Source organism: Streptantibioticus silvisoli (assembly GCF_027947535.2).
GTDB classification, from domain to species: Bacteria; Actinomycetota; Actinomycetes; order Streptomycetales; family Streptomycetaceae; genus Streptantibioticus_C; species Streptantibioticus_C silvisoli.
In genome coordinates this window covers 74,332-88,710 of sequence record NZ_JAAGKO020000026.1, presented here as the reverse complement: position 1 = coordinate 88,710, position 14,379 = coordinate 74,332, and the positions used below count along the sequence as shown (strand labels likewise).

General features: G+C 77.8%; 10 protein-coding genes. 3 read left to right on the top strand and 7 right to left on the bottom strand.

Translation table 11 applies throughout. The annotated features are described in order from the left end of the window. Positions 1-72: 72 nt before the first annotated feature. Together POF43_RS18670 and POF43_RS18665 are read left to right on the top strand one after the other, a co-directional pair. Entirely contained in the window at positions 73-867 is a 795-nt protein-coding gene (locus tag POF43_RS18670) for an HAD family hydrolase (RefSeq protein ID WP_271317505.1), read from the top strand. Then, positions 861-1,679 carry an HAD family hydrolase gene (locus tag POF43_RS18665; protein ID WP_271324290.1) on the top strand — a complete coding sequence of 273 codons (819 nt, stop codon included), beginning with the start codon at positions 861-863 and terminating at the stop codon, positions 1,677-1,679. Before POF43_RS18670 ends, POF43_RS18665 begins: the two co-directional genes overlap by 7 nt. A gap of 230 nt (positions 1,680-1,909) precedes the next feature. On the opposite strand, the gene POF43_RS18660 is transcribed toward POF43_RS18665, so the two are convergent. The 6 genes from POF43_RS18660 to def form a co-directional block, all read right to left on the bottom strand. Continuing rightward, positions 1,910-3,958, bottom strand: coding sequence for a mucoidy inhibitor MuiA family protein (locus POF43_RS18660; protein ID WP_308217746.1), 2,049 nt, complete (start codon positions 3,956-3,958; stop codon positions 1,910-1,912). Between the two features lie 2 nt (positions 3,959-3,960). Continuing rightward, positions 3,961-6,171, bottom strand: coding sequence for a DUF4139 domain-containing protein (locus POF43_RS18655; RefSeq protein ID WP_282704653.1), 2,211 nt, complete (start codon positions 6,169-6,171; stop codon positions 3,961-3,963). 237 nt (positions 6,172-6,408) lie between these two features. Continuing rightward, positions 6,409-7,239, bottom strand: a complete 831-nt coding sequence (locus POF43_RS18650) for a MerR family transcriptional regulator (protein WP_271325366.1) — start codon at positions 7,237-7,239, stop codon at positions 6,409-6,411. A 270-nt stretch (positions 7,240-7,509) separates the two neighbouring features. Next, the gene (locus POF43_RS18645) at positions 7,510-8,976 is read right to left on the bottom strand and encodes an RsmB/NOP family class I SAM-dependent RNA methyltransferase (RefSeq protein WP_271325367.1); all 1,467 of its coding nucleotides are present in this window, start codon (positions 8,974-8,976) and stop codon (positions 7,510-7,512) included. Between the two features lie 93 nt (positions 8,977-9,069). Next, on the bottom strand, positions 9,070-10,008 hold the full coding sequence (gene fmt, locus POF43_RS18640; RefSeq protein WP_282698941.1) for a methionyl-tRNA formyltransferase: 939 nt from the start codon (positions 10,006-10,008) through the stop codon (positions 9,070-9,072). 368 nt (positions 10,009-10,376) lie between these two features. Further along, positions 10,377-10,925: a peptide deformylase gene (gene def, locus POF43_RS18635; RefSeq protein ID WP_271313219.1), complete on the bottom strand. Its 549-nt coding sequence runs from the start codon at positions 10,923-10,925 to the stop codon at positions 10,377-10,379. A 348-nt stretch (positions 10,926-11,273) separates the two neighbouring features. Between def and POF43_RS18630 the strand changes: the two genes are divergently transcribed. Next, positions 11,274-11,816, top strand: a complete 543-nt coding sequence (locus tag POF43_RS18630; protein ID WP_271323829.1) for a hypothetical protein — start codon at positions 11,274-11,276, stop codon at positions 11,814-11,816. Positions 11,817-12,001: 185 nt separating this feature from the next. Here POF43_RS18630 and POF43_RS18625 read toward each other — a convergent pair whose 3' ends face one another. Beyond that, positions 12,002-14,164, bottom strand: coding sequence for a primosomal protein N' (locus POF43_RS18625; RefSeq protein WP_271323830.1), 2,163 nt, complete (start codon positions 14,162-14,164; stop codon positions 12,002-12,004). Between the last annotated feature and the right edge of the window lie 215 nt (positions 14,165-14,379).

Below are 14,379 nucleotides of genomic sequence, written 5' to 3'. Positions count from 1 at the left end.
GCGCCGCGCCGCCCGCACCCGCGCGGGCCCGGCGGCCCGCGGTCCCGCAGCAACCAGGAAGAGGACCGCGACATGGGCCCGTTGCCCCGACCCACCGCACTGCTGCTCGACTTCGGCGGGGTGGTCGTCACGGGCACCCCGCGGCCCGGCTGGGCGGCGGAGCTGGCCGCCGAAGTCCACCGGTCGCTGACCGCGGCCGGCTGCGGCGGGCCGGACGCCGGGCACATCGAGGCCGACCTGCGGGCCGGCGCCGCCGCCGACGCGCACTGGCGGAACGCGATGTCGCGGCCGGCGGCGCCCGAGGAGATGTCCCACCACCGGTTCTGGACCGAGTTCGTGGCCGCCGACTGGCCGGCCGCCGCCCGCGCCCACGTGGCGGCGCACGCCGGGCCGCTGTGCCGCCGGGTGGCCGAACTGCGGCAGCACCGGGTCGCCCGGCCCGGCACGGACCGGCTCCTCGGCGCCGCCGAGCGCGCCGGCGTCCCGGTGGCCATCGTCAGCAACGCGCTGTCCGGCCCGGTGCACCGCGACTTCCTGGCGGCGCACGGCTTCGCCGAGCGGATCGCGGCGCAGGTCTACAGCGACGAGGCGGGGGTGCGCAAACCCAACCCGGAGATGATCCGGCTGGCCGCCCGCGCCCTCGGCGTCGAGCCGCCGGGGTGCTGGTACGTCGGCGACAACTACGACCGTGACGTGCTGTGCGGCCGCCGCGCCGGGGTCGGCGCCACCATCTTGATGGAGGCCCCCGGCACCTACGACCGGCCCTACCCGGTGCGGGCCGAGCCGGACGCGGTCGTCGCCGGTCCGGACGGCCTGCGCGCGCTGCTGGCCGAGGCCACCACCGGGACGGAGGGGAGCGCGTGCTGACGTCCGCCGTACCGGGCCTGGCCTACGACTGGATCGTCACCGACCTCGACGGCACGCTCGTCGACCGGGACCTGCGGATCGTGCGGCGCAGCGCCGAGGCGTTGCGCCGCTACCGGGAACTGGGCGGCACGGTGGTGGTCGCCACCGGCCGCAACGAGGTCTCGGCCGGCCTCTACCACCGCGAACTCGGCCTGACCACACCGATGATCGTCTGCAACGGCGCCCGGATCACCGACCGGCACTCCGGCGCCCGGCTGCTCGACCTGGACCTGGGCGCCTCCTGGCAGCCGCTCCGCGACCGGCTGGTGCCGGCGCTGCCGCACGGGGTCGGCGCGATCGCGTTCGCCGGAGAGCGGGCCTTCGTGCTGCGGCAGGCGCCCGTGCTGGCCGAGTACGCCGGCCGGGACCGGATCGAACTGCGCGAGGACGAGCCGCGGCAGGCGCCGACCAAGGTGATGCTGATCGCCGAGCGGCCGGGTCTGGAACCGCTGGCGCGACTGGCGGCCCGGTACTGCCCGGACGTCCGGCTGCTCCAGTCGGAGGCGACCTACCTGGAGATGCTGCCGCCCGGCGCCGGCAAGGGCCCCGCGCTGCGGGTGCTGGCCGAGCGGGAGGGGGTCGCGCTGGACCGGATCGCGGCCATCGGCGACAACCCCAACGACACCGACATGCTCCGCACCGCCGGGCTCGGCGCCGCGGTGGGCGACGGCCACCCGCAGGTACGCGCCGCCGCCGGCCTGGTGGTCGGCCCGTGCGCGGGCGGCGCGGTGGCCGACCTGGTCGAGCACGTCATCGGCGACCGCGTCCGCTGACCGGAGAAACCCGCGTCCGGGGGTGGTGCGGGCCGGCGGGGACGCCGGACGGTACGGGCACCGGGGTCGCCGGACGGAACGGGCGCGGGCGGCGGGCCACCGCCGGGGCCGCCGGACGGTACGGGCCGGCCGCCGTCAGCAACGGAGCGGTGCCGGTCCGGCGCAGCGACGGCGGAACGGTACCCGCCACCGCCGCCAGCCGCCAGCCGTCACCCGTCACCCACCACCCGTCACAGGCCGACGACGGCGCCGGAAGCGGTGAGGTCGTAGACGAGGGTGATCTCGCGCCGGGCGCCGGGCGGCAGGCGCAGGGTGTAGCGGACCACCCCGTCGGCGTCGGTCTCGTCCGGTGCCGGGCGGCACGCGTCCTGGCGCAGCCGGACCTCGACGGCGGAGACCTCGGAGACCGGCACGCGTTCGCGGACCACGACCTCCCGTTCGGCGGTGTCGTCGGAGGCGTCGAGGCGGGAGACGAACAGCCGCACCTCGCGGGTGATCACGGTGCGCTGGTTGATGCCGGTCAGGCCGGCGGTGTCGCGGCTCTCCTCGACGTGGCGCACGACGCGGAAGGTGTCCTCGCTGCCGAACGCCAGCCGGACCTGCGCACCGGCGCCGGCGAACTCCAGCCGGCCCCGGCCGGTGAAGCCGCTGCCGCGCAGCAGGTCGACCGGCCCGGCCAGCAGCACGTGCCCGGCGGTGTTGGTGAACCGCGCGGTGGTCACCACCAGCGGCGACAGCTCCGGCGCGCAGGTGTCCTCGGTGCGGCAGGGCGCGGTGAACGACGACAGGCGCACCCGGTGCGGCCGCCGGTCGGAGGCGACGTCGACCGGGTGCGGCGCGGTCAGCACCCGGACCTCGCCGCCGTCGTGCAGGCCGGGCAGCACCGCGTCGTCCGCGCCGGCCGGCGAGGGACCGCCGGTGGTGCGGATCTCCTCCTCGCGCAGGTCGACCTCGACGGTGCGGCGTTCCTCCGCCGAGCGCTCCCGCACGGTGAGCACGTCCTCGGTCAGGCGCGGCGGGCTCGCGGCGAGGGTGGGCCGGGCGGTCGACAGCGACAGCCGCACGCCGTGCCAATCCTCACCGGTGTCCTGCCAGACGAAGGCGTCGGTCTCCACCAGCACCGACCCCCGGTCGCCCGCCAGGGTCGCGCGGTAGGCGGGCCGCCACAGCGCGCACGGCACCAGGTGGACGACGCTCAGCCGGGCCTCGCCGGCCCGCTCGGCCTCGACGACCAGCTCCAGGTACGCGGTCAGCCGGAGCGGTTCGCCCTCGGTGGCCTCCAACGCCCTCCGAGCCTCGTCCAGTTCCTCCTCCAGGTCCTTCAACCGCCGCCCCAGCCGGTGCAGTTCGGCGACCCGGGGTTCGGCCTCCTCGTCGACGCGGTCGAGCCGGTCGGCCCAGCGCTCCGGGTCGGCGTCGCCGGCCCCGGCGCCCTGCACGATGTCGCGGTGCAGGTCGGCCTTGGCCTGGCGGATGACGGCGAGCCGGCTCTCCACCCGCTGCCGCTGCCGGCGGGTGTCGCGGACGCCGCGTTCCAGTTCCTCGACGTCACGGCTCAACTGCGAGGCGCCGGCGGCCGGTTCACCGGGCGGCGCGGGGGTGTACGCGCGCACCACGCGGGCGTCGACCACGTGGGCCACCGCGCCGGCCCGGTCGCCGTCCGGGGCGGACAGCTCGGCGCGCAGCGAACGGTCGACGGCCAGCGGCGTGACCGGCCCGACCCGCAGCCGCACCACCCCGGCGGCGAGCCGCACGGTGCCGGACCGTTCGACCTGGGCGCGGTCCTCCAGGCAGGTCACAGCGGTGATCGGCAGGGACACGGCGGCAGCGGCGCCGCCGGTTTCAGCGGGGCCGGCGGTGCCGTTGCCGCCGCCGGTGCCGGTGCCCGGCTGGTCGCCGGAGGTGATGTCGGCGTCGGCGGCGGAGCCGGGGGTGCCGTCGGAAGCCGGCTGATCGCCGGAGGTGCCGTCGGGGGTGCCCGGGAAGCGGTCGGGGGTGCCGTCAGGGGTGCCCGGGAGGCCGTCGGGGGTGCCGGTGACGCCTTCACCGCCGGTCGCGGGGGTTTCCCGGCCGGTGCGGCGGGAGCCGGGAGCGCCGAAGGCCCGCTCGACGGAGGCTGCGGCGTCGAACGGCGGGGCCCCGGACCCGTTGTCGCCGCGGCCGGCGGCCCCGGAACCGTTGTCGCCCGGCGCGCTGCCGGTCGGCGTGCCGTCGGCGGACCCGGCGTTGCGGGCGGCCGCGGCGTCGAAGCCGGGGTCCTGGGGGTGCGTGTCGGTCATGGTCAGCTCCTCCGGTTCCCGCCGACGACCGCCTTGCCGGCCGGCAGGCGTATCTCGTAGCCGCCGTTCAGCGTGGTCGTGCGGCCGGCGGCCACCTCGGCGTGCCAGACCCGGGCACCACGGACCAGGGCGTCGTCCTGGCCGGCCAACGGCTCGTCGGGCGCGGCCCACGGCGGGGTGGCGCGGTGTTCCTCGACCCGGACGTCCTTGTCGGCGGAGACCGGTATCCGTTCGCGCACCTCGACGGTCACCGGGTGCGGAAGGCGGTTGGCGATCTCGACCTCCACGGTGTGGTCGAGCACCGTCGTACCGCCGCGCAGGCCCGCGGTGGACTCGCGCATGTGGGTGCGGCGGGCCACCCGCACGCTCTCGACCACGCCGACGCCGACCGCCTGCCGTTCGCCCGGGGCGAGGGTGGGCAGCGCGGCGGTGAGCACGAAGTCGCCGTCCACCACGACGTCGGCGGGGCCGGCGAGCAGCGCGTGCGCGGAGGTGTTGGTCACCAGCACGGTGCCGTAGACCGCCGGGTCCACCGCGGGCACGCACACGTAGGCGGACTCGGTGCGTGCCGGGATCTCGCAGACCGGCACGGTGTGCCAGGCGCCGTCCGCCACGACGTCCACCGGGGCGGCCGTGTCGAAGCGGTAGTCGAAGGCGCCGGCCGACTCCCGCACGTCCGCCGCGTGGGCCGGCCGGGCCAGCCGCCGCACCGCTTCCGCCCGGCCGCGGTACTCGGCGACGACCGCGTCGGGGCTCGCCGGGTCCGGGCGCAGGGTGCCGCGGGCGCGCGGCGCGTCCGGGCCGGCCAGGGTGAGGCGGGCGTAGTCGAGCAGGTCGTCGGCGGGCGGCGCGTCGGCCGGCGCTCCGGCGGGCGGGGCACCGCCGGGAGCGATCGGCCCGTACCGCTTGGCGTGGTGGCGCGCGGCGCGCGGCGCGGCGGCGGCGACCGGCGCCGGGGCCCGCACGGGGCCGCCGGGCGAACCACCGGCCATCAGCGGCCCGTCGTCCTCGTCGGGCCGGTCCACGGCGGCCGGGGACGCCGCGCCGTAGGCGGCCGGCGCGGGCGGCGGGCGGAACGCCGGCGGCAGGGACACCGGGAGGGCGGCGGACCGCTCGTCGGCCGGGCGGGCGGCGACGGCGGTGTCGTAGCCGGTGAACAGCTCCGCCAGACCGGCCGGCGGTTCCCGCCAGCCGTGGGTGCGCGGTTCCGGCTGGCCGCGGCCGATCCGCAGGGACCGCAGTTCCGGCAGGTCCGCGCGGCGCAGCAGGTCGGCGGTGGACAGCCCCAGCCGCACGCCGGTCCAGTCCTCGCCGGTGCGCTGGGCCACGCTGGCGCGCATCACCAGCGTGCTGTCCCCGGTACCGCCGCCGGCCAGCCGCAACTGGTAGACCGGCGCCCAACTGGCCCCGGGCACGCGGTACTCCAGCTCCAGCTCCAGCTCCGCGTCCGCGTTCAGGTCCACGCCCGCGTTCACCTCCACGTCCGCGGCCACGGAGTCCGGGGGGACGTCGCGGGAGGTCGCGGGGGCGGGGTCGCCGGGGCCGGCGGAGGGACTTGCGGCGTCGGGGGCGCTTGCGGAGGGGTCGTGGGCCAGGGTCAGGACCGCGGTGAGGACCGGACGGGCGCGATCGGTGCGCAGCGCGGTGGACGCCTGCTCCAGGCGGTGGCGCAGGACGTCGGCGTCGTGCTCGGCGCGGGCGAGTTCGTCCTCGGCGGCGCGCAGCCGGTCGTGCAGCAGGGCGAGGCGGGTGTCGACGAAACCGGCCAGCGTCAGGATCGACTCGATGGGTGCCCAGCGCGGCGGTTCGCCGCGCCGGGGCTGCGGCGGCTCGGCGCGGAAGGCCGCGACCTCGGTGACCTCCGCCGCGAGCCGGTCGCGCCGGTCGGCCAGCCGGGACACCTGGTCCTCGGCGTCCTCCAGGTCCAGCCGCAGGCCCGGCAGCCGGTCCCCGCGCCGGGTCGTCACGGCCAGGTCGGCGCGTACGTCGGTCACCCGCAGGCCGGCCGGACCGGACACCACCCGGGCGCGCAGGGTGTGTTCGTCGAGCGTGACCGGCAGGCCGTCGATCCGCACGGTGCCGCCCGCGCCCGCCGCGAGCACGCACCGGGCCCGCCGGACGCACACCGCTCCCGCCGCGTACACCACCACGGACTCCAGCGTGGACCCCGTCGGCGGTGTGTCCTTCGCGGTGTCACGCACGGTCACGTCCATCGTGCCTCCCCCTGCCGGCCGTTCCCGACGCACCTTAGCCCGAAGGCGGTCGGCGAGCGACTCCGTGACGATCACCGGCGCCCGGTGAACGGGAGCCGGCACGCGCGGCCTGCGGGAGCGGTGCGGCGGCGGGGGCGCGGCGTTTAAGGGGTGCAGCGGTGCGGCGGGGGATGCTGCGGTGCCGGAGCGATGTGGCGGCGGGAGCGCGCCGGGGGTGCGGCGTGCCGCGCGGCCGGTTCAGCGCAGTGCCACGGCGAACTCGCAGTCCGGCCCGGCTCCCTTGTTGGCGGGGTTGGGCACCAGCACGCTGCGCACGCCCCCGGCCGGCTGGCGTCCTCGCTCCCCGGCCCAGGCGAACAGGGCCTCCACGGCGATCTCCACCTGGGCCCCGCCGACCCACCGCCCCGGCACGCCCTGGCGGACGAACGCCTCCTGGTGCGCGGGCTCGGTGCGCAGCGTGAGATCGGGGAATCCGGCGGCTACCTCGTCCGCCCGATCGCCGGGGACGGGCCAGCACCATTCCACCGGGCCGTCGCTGTCCCCGCTCACCTGCCCGTGGTGGATCGTGAACGGTGCTCCGGCGATCCCCTCGATCCGCGGCACACCGCCGCCGAACAGCCGGTGGATGAACAGCTCCCGGGTCCGCTCCTCCAGTTCGTCCTCGTGCACGCGCCGCATGAGGCTGAGCAGGCTGCGGGCGGGAATGTCGCGGACGGCGACCTCGTACATGGCGGGCTTCTCTCCGTGAAGGTGGTCGACGAGGTGCCCGATGAGGTCCCGCCGGGCGGCGTGCTCGGCCTCGGCCCCGGCCCAATAGGTGCGGACGAGCTCCGCGGCCGAGGCCGGTTCCAGGGCCAGCAGGTCCCTGATCCGGGCCAGCGGTACGCCGATCCGGCGCAGCGCCGCCACCAGGCGGGCCTGGTCCCGTTGCGACGCCGCGTACCAGCGGTAGCCGGTAGCGGGGTCGACGCGCGCCGGCACCAGCAGTCCGAGTTCGTCGTACAGCCGCAGCGCCTTGGGTGACAGTCGCGACAGCCGGGAGAACTCACCGATGCTGACCAGGCTCATGGACGGGCTCCCTCGCTCCGGGCGGTGCCCGGTCCCGACCACTGTGCGGCTTCCCCGAGGGTGAAGGTCAACAGCCCACCGGAGGAGGCGACCCGCCGCGTCCCCGTGCCGCCTCACCGGACCCCGCCGGGTTGCCGCCGCAGCACCGCACCGGGGCCTCACCGGACCCCGCCGGACCGCCGCCGCAGCACCGCACCGCCGCCTCGCCGCACCGGCGCAGCACCGCACCGGAAGTGACGGCCGGTGCCCGGCGGGGGCCCTCCCCCGCCGCTACGCGGTGCGCCGCAGCAGTGCCAGGTACATCGCGTCGGTGCCGTGCCGGTGCGGCCACAGCTGGACGTCGGGGCCGTCGCCGAGGTCGGGGACGCCGGGCATGAGGGGGCGGGCGTCGATGAGTTCGGCCGCCGCCGCCGGGGTGCCGGAGCGGCCGCGCAGCACGTCGTCGACCACGACGCGGGTCTCGGCCGGGTGCGGGGAGCAGGTGGCGTAGCCGACGACGCCGCCGACCCGTACCGCGCGCAGCGCCGACCGCAGCAGGTCGCGCTGGAGCGGGCCGAAGGCGGCCACGTCCTGCGGCCGGCGCCGCCAGCGGGACTCCGGGCGGCGGCGCAGCGCGCCCAGACCGCTGCACGGCACGTCGACCAGCACCCGGTCGAAGGCACCCTCGCGCCAGGCGGGGCGGGTGCCGTCGGCGGTGACGACCTGGTACGGGCCGGGGTTGCCGGCCAGGGTGCGGGCGACCAGCCGGGCGCGGTGCGGCAGCTTCTCGGAGGCGACCACCGCGGCACCGCGGCCGGCGGCCAGTGCGGCCAGCAGCGCCGCCTTGCCGCCGGGGCCCGCGCAGGCGTCCAGCCAGCGGCGGTCCGGGCCGTCCAGCGGCGCGGCCGCCAGGGCCAGGGCGACCAGCTGACTGCCCTCGTCCTGGACGCCGGCCCGGCCCTCGCGCACCGCGTCCAGCGCCGCCGGGTCGCCGCCGTCGGCCAGTCGCAGCGCGTACGGCGACCACTGCCCCGGCTCCGCGAACTCCCCCACGGCGTCGGCGAGTTCGTCGACGGTGGAGCGGCCGGGGCGGGCGACCAGGGTGACCTGCGGGCGTTCGTTGTCGGCGGTGAGCAACTCCTCGATGCCGGCCCGGCCGCCGCCGAGGGCGTCCCACAGCGCGGAGACCACCCAGCGCGGGTGGGAGTGCACGACGGCGAGGTGGTCCTCGGCGTCCTCGTCGTAGGGCGGCGCGACGCGGGACAGCCAGCCGTCGAGATCGTCGGCGGCGATCTTGCGCAGCACCGCGTTGACGAACTTCGACCGGCCGTCGCCGACGACCTCGCGGGCCAGCTCCACCGTGGCGGAGACCGCGGCGTGCGTGGGGATGCGGGTGCCGAGCAGCTGGTGGGCGCCGAGGGAGAGGACATCGAGCACCGGCGGGTCGACCTCGCGCAGCGGCCGGTCGACGCAGGCGGCGATGACCGCGTCGTAGGTGCCCCGGCGGCGCAGGGTGCCGTAGACGAGTTCGGTGGCCAGCGCGGCGTCGCGGCGGTCGAACGGGCCCTTCTTCTCCGCCTCGCGCAGCAGGGCGGGCAGCACCAGGTTGGCGTAGGCGTCGCGTTCGTCCACCGCGCGCAGCGCGTCCCAGGCGAGCCGGCGCACCGGGTCGGGGGACGGGCTGCGGTAGGGCTTGCGGGGGCCGGAACCGGGCCGTGACGAGTGCTGGGGGCGGCGGCGGCGTGGCTGGTCGTTCACAGCGGGAAGGTGCTCCGGATGTCGGCGGGTTCGGCGCGCGGGACCGCCGGTGACGGCTCGCCCCGCGCGTTCCAGGCTACGGCGTCGGCGCGGTCACTCCCCCAGCCGGTCGCCGGACGCCAGCCGGACGCCGCGGGCCCAGTCGGCGGCCCGCATCAGCTTCTTGCCCTGCGCCTGCACGTCGGTCAGCTCCACCGGGTGCGAACCGGTGCCGACGTGCACGGAGTTCTTGCCGACCACCAGCTCACCGGGGGCCGGGGCCGGGCCGTCGAACCCGGGGGCCGGGCGGACCGGGGCGAGCTTGAGGCGTTCGCCGTGGTGCAGGGTCCAGGCGCCGGGGGCCGGGGTGCAGCCGCGGATCAGCCGGTCGACGCGCAGGGCCGGCGCGGTCCAGTCGACGCGGGCGTCCTCCACGGCGATCTTCGGGGCGAGCGAGACGCCGTCGGCGGGCTGCTCGCGGGCCACCAGGGTGCCGTCGGCGATGCCGTCCATGGTGGCGGTCAGCAGTCCGGCGCCGGAGCCGGCCAGCCGTTCCAGCAGCGCGCCGCTGGTGTCGCGCGGGCCGACCGCCTCGGTGAGCACGCCGTAGACCGGCCCGGAGTCCAGCCCCTCCTCGATGAGGAACGTCGAGGCGCCGGTGACCTCGTCGCCGGCGATGACCGCGTGCTGCACCGGCGCGGCGCCGCGCCAGGCGGGCAGCAGCGAGAAGTGCAGGTTGACCCAGCCGTGGACCGGGATGTCCAGGGCGGCCTTGGGCAGCAGCGCGCCGTAGGCGACGACCGGGCAGCAGTCGGGGGCGATCTCGCGCAGCCGGGCCAGGAAGTCCTCCTCGCGCGGCCGCTTCGGCTTGAGCACCTCGATGCCGGCCTCCTCGGCACGCTGGGCGACCGGGCTGGCGGCCAGCCTGCGGCCGCGGCCGGCCGGCGCGTCGGGCCGGGTGACGACCGCGACCACCTCGTGCCGGCCGGCGGCCAGCAGCGCGTCCAGGGCGGGAACGGCGACCTCGGGGGTGCCGGCGAAGACGAGCCTCATGGTGGGTGGGGTGCCTTTCTTCAACGGAGGGGGCCACGGGTGCGGCCGGTCGGCGGGGGGCCGGCCCGGACGGTACGGGATCTCGGCGCCGGCGGTAGGGGACCTTGGCGCCGGCGGTACGGGACGTCGGCGGTACGGAACGCCGGTGCCGACGGTACGGCGGGCGGGCGGCGCGGGGGCGGGCCCGGCGCGCGGGCTGCCGGCTGACGGTGCGGGCGGTCGGCCGGCGGTGCGGCCGGTCGACGGACGGTATCGGCGGTCGGCGCCGGCGGTGCGGCCGGTCGGCCGGGCCGCCGCGCGTGATCCGGACGGTGCGGCCGGTCGACGGACCGGATCGCCCGTCGCCCCGGGTACCTCCCCGGGCGGGGTCAGCGGGCGGTGCCGAAGGTGCCGCCGTGCGGGGAGAGCTTCACCGGTGGGGGTGTGCCGTCGGCCCATTCGGCCTCGCGGATCGCCTTGAGCGCCGCCTTGCGCAGCTCGGGGTCGAGGCGGTCGATGAAGATGATGCCGTCGAGGTGGTCGGTCTCGTGCTGGATGGCGCGGGACAGCAGCTGGGTGCCCTCGATGGTGACCGGGTCGCCGTACATGGTGAAGCCCTTGGCCACCACGCCGAAGGCGCGGCCGCAGTCGTACTTCAGGCCCGGCAGCGACAGGCAGCCCTCGGGGCCGAACTGCTCCTCGTCGGTGAGCGTCAGGTCGGGGTTGACCAGGTGCCCGGTCTCACCGTCGACGTGGTAGGTGAACACCCGCAGGGAGACGCCGAGTTGGGGCGCGGCGAGGCCGGCGCCCGGGGCGTCGATCATCGTCTCGGTGAGGTCCTTGACCAGGGTGCGCAGCTCTTTGTCGAAGACGGTGACCGGCTGGGCCTTCATGCGCAGCACCGGGTCGCCGAACATGCGGATCGGCAGGACGGACAAGGGCGGGCTCCTGACGAGGGACGGCACGGCGGAACGTTGACCGGTGCGGGCCGGGCGGGGACGCCCTGCCGGCTCCGGGGCCCGCCAGTCTATGCGGCCCGGACCGCCGGTGAGGGCGTGCCAGGGGGCGTACCGGATGCCGCGCGCCCCCTGCGCACGTCGGCACGCCCCTTGCGCGTGACCCCGCGGCAGCCTGACGCGTTGGTCAAATGAGCTTGACCCACACCGGGCCACCGGGTTGACGGTCCGCCGGCTCCGGACCGGTGAGCGGTCCGCCCGGCAGGCCCCTCCCGTACCGCCCGTTGTGACCCACTGACCGATATGACACCGGTTCCGAGAGGCTTGTTCATGGCCGACCACGCAACCCACGACGCCCAGGCACGGGCCAGCCTTCACCTCCTGGTACGGGACATCGAACGGGTCCGCCGGCAGGTGGACGCGCTGCGCACCCTCACCGCCCAGTTGGGCAACGTCTACCGCCCGCGGCGCAGCGGCCCCTCGCAGGGCTTCGTCGTCTACGGCCGGGCGCCCGCCCCGACCGTCCGCCTGGCGCAGGAGCTGCGCGACAGCGTGGAGACCCTGGTCACCGCGGCCGTCGAGTTCGACCGCTCCCTCGGCTTCTCCTGGGACGCGGTCGGCTCCGCGCTGGGCGTGACCAAACAGGCGGTGCACCGCCGGTACGGCGCGCGCCGGGCGGCCGCCTCCGCCGCGGCCCGGGAGGAGGGCGCCCACCCGTCCGGCACCGTGACGGCCACCGCCGCCGCGACTGTCCCCGCCGCGCGTTCGGTCTCCTCGGCCCTGACCCCGCCGCCGCTCGCCGGCCCCCCGGCGCAGTCGGCCCGCGACGACAGCCTCTCCGGCGGCGCCTTCCCCGGCCCGCGCAACGGCTGACGTCAACGGCTCACGGCTGGCGGCTGGCGGCTGGCGGCTCACGCGCAACGGGGACGCCGGGCGGCGCCGGACGGCCGGCGCGTGTCGGGTGACGCCGGCGCGGCACGCACCGCTCCCCCGGGCGGAAGCCGCTCCCGGCGCGGCCGCACCGCACGGCCGCGGGCCGGCCCCGGGGGCGACCCGCGTCAGCCGATGTCCGGCGGGTCGACGCGAACGCGGACCGGGTCGGCGGCCTTGCGGGCGATGCGGGCGATCTGCGCCGTCTTCAGGGCGGCGGCCAGCGCGCCGCCGGTGCCCGGCCGCACCCGCAGCAGCACCCGGTCCCACCGCTCCCCCGGCGGTGGTTCACCGGTGCGGCGCGGGCTGCCGGGCGGTGCCACCGGCAACGGCACCGGGCCCAGGACGTCGGCGCCGTCGGGCAGTTCGACGGTACGCAGCAGGTCGGCGACGGCGGCCGGGGTGCCGGTGACCGACGCCATCCGGGAGACCGGCGGGAAGCCCAGCTCCGCGCGTTCGGCCAGTTCGCGCACCGCGTGGCCGGCCGGGTCCCAGCGCACCAGCGCCTGCACCGGGCGCAGCGTGGGCTCGGCGACCACCACGACGGTGCCGTTCCCGCTCGCGGGGCGGACCAGGCTGGCGGCGACCAGCCAGCGGCGCAGCGCCTCCTCGCCGGCCCGCAGGTCGGGGCGGCCGAGCAGCGCCCAGCCGTCCAGCAGCAGCGCCGCCGCGTAGCCGCCGGCCGCGACCGGTTCGGCGCCCGGGGTGGCGATGACCAGGGCCGGTTCGCCGGGCACCCGGTCGAGCACCGCGTCCCGGCCGGAGGTGCGCACCGGCACGCCGGGGAAGGCCCGGCCGAGTTCGTCGGCGGTGCGGCGGGCGCCGACCACCTGGGCGCGCAGCCGGGTCGCCCCGCAGGCGGCGCAGTGCCAGCCGGCCTCGGGCCGGCCGCACCAGCCGCAGTGCAGCGTGCCGCCGGCCGCCGGGCCGGACTCGCCCAGCTCCAGCGGTCCGGCGCACCGGCCGCAGCGGGCGGCCTCCCGGCAGCGTTCGCACGCCAGCCGGGGCACGTATCCGCGCCGGGGCACCTGGACCAGCACCGGGCCGTGCCGCAGCGCGTCCCGGGTGACCCCCCAGGCCAGCGTGGGCAGCCGGGCGGTGCGGGCGGCGGAGTCGCGGGCCTGGTCGGCGTCGCCGACGGTACGCACCAGGGGTGCCGCGCGGCGTACCTGGTCGCGGTCGGCGGCCAGCGGGGAGGCCCAGCGGCTGTCGACCAGCTGGGCGCCCTCGACGGTGACCGAGGGCCCGCCGAGCAGGAACGCGGCGCCCTCGTCGGCGGCGCGCAGCAGCAGCACGTCGCGGGCGTGCGGCTGCGGGGCGTGCGGTTCGGCGTGGCTGGAGTCGCCGTCGTCCCAGAGGGCGGCGAGGCCCAGGCCGCGCACCGGCGCGAACATCGCCGCCCGGGTGCCGACGACCGCGCGGACCGCGCCGCGGTTGACGGCGAGCCAGCTGCGGTAGCGCTCCTCGGGGCCGCTGTCGGCGGTGAGCACGACGTGCCGCCCCGCACCGAGCAGGTCGGTCAGCGCCTCGTCGACCCGGGCGACGCTGCGGCGGTCCGGCAGCACCGCGAGCGCGCCGCGTCCGCCGGCCAGTGCGGCGGCCAGGGCGGTGGCCAGTTCCCGGGGCCAGTGCGGTCCGGGCAGCGCGGTCCACACCGCGCGCGGTGCGGCGCCGGCCGCCAGGGCGTCGAGGTAACCGGTGCCGTCGCGATACCGGGTCCAGCTGCCGGGCGGCGGGGCGGCGGGCGGCGGCAGCGGGTCGGCGGACGGCCGGCCCTCCGGGCGGACCCGGCGCGGCGGCACGGCCAGCTGGACGACGTCGGCGAGCGCACCGGCGTACCGGTCGGCGACCGCCCGGCACAGCCGCAGCAGGTCGGGGCCGAGCACGGGTTCCGGGGAGAGCACCTGGGCCAGCGGCGCGAGCGGGCCGGAGTAATCCGAATGGGTGAGGCGGTCCACCACGAAGCCGTCGTGCAGTTCGCCGCCCTCGCGGCGGCCGCGTACCACCCGGGCGCCGAACCGCACCCGGACCCGGACGCCGGGCTGGGCGTCGGCGTCCATCGCCTCGGGCACGGCGTAGTCGAAGTACTGGTCGAGGTGCAGCAGGCCCTTGTCCACCAGCACGCGGGCGACCGGCAGGGGGTCGGCCAGCTTGGCCCCCCGCCAGGTGCGCGGTCTGGCCCGCGGTTCCTTGGCCTTGCGGACCGTGTCCCGGATCAGGGCGAGCTGCTCCCCCGCGACATCCCCCGGCGCGGCCGCACCGGACCCGGTCCGGTCGTTCTCGCTGCTCACGGCTCAGTCCTATCAGACCCCTGCGACACCCGGCCGCGGAGCGGCGCCCCCTGCCGGGGCCGGGGAGCGGGCGACGCACGGGCGGCCGGTGCGGCCGGTGCGGTCCGCGGCGCGTTTCACCCCGGGTTTCCGCCCGGCGCCGCCCCCGGACGGCACCCCGGATCGGCCGGACCGGGATTTCCACCCGGCACCTTCTCCGGACAGCACCCCGGATC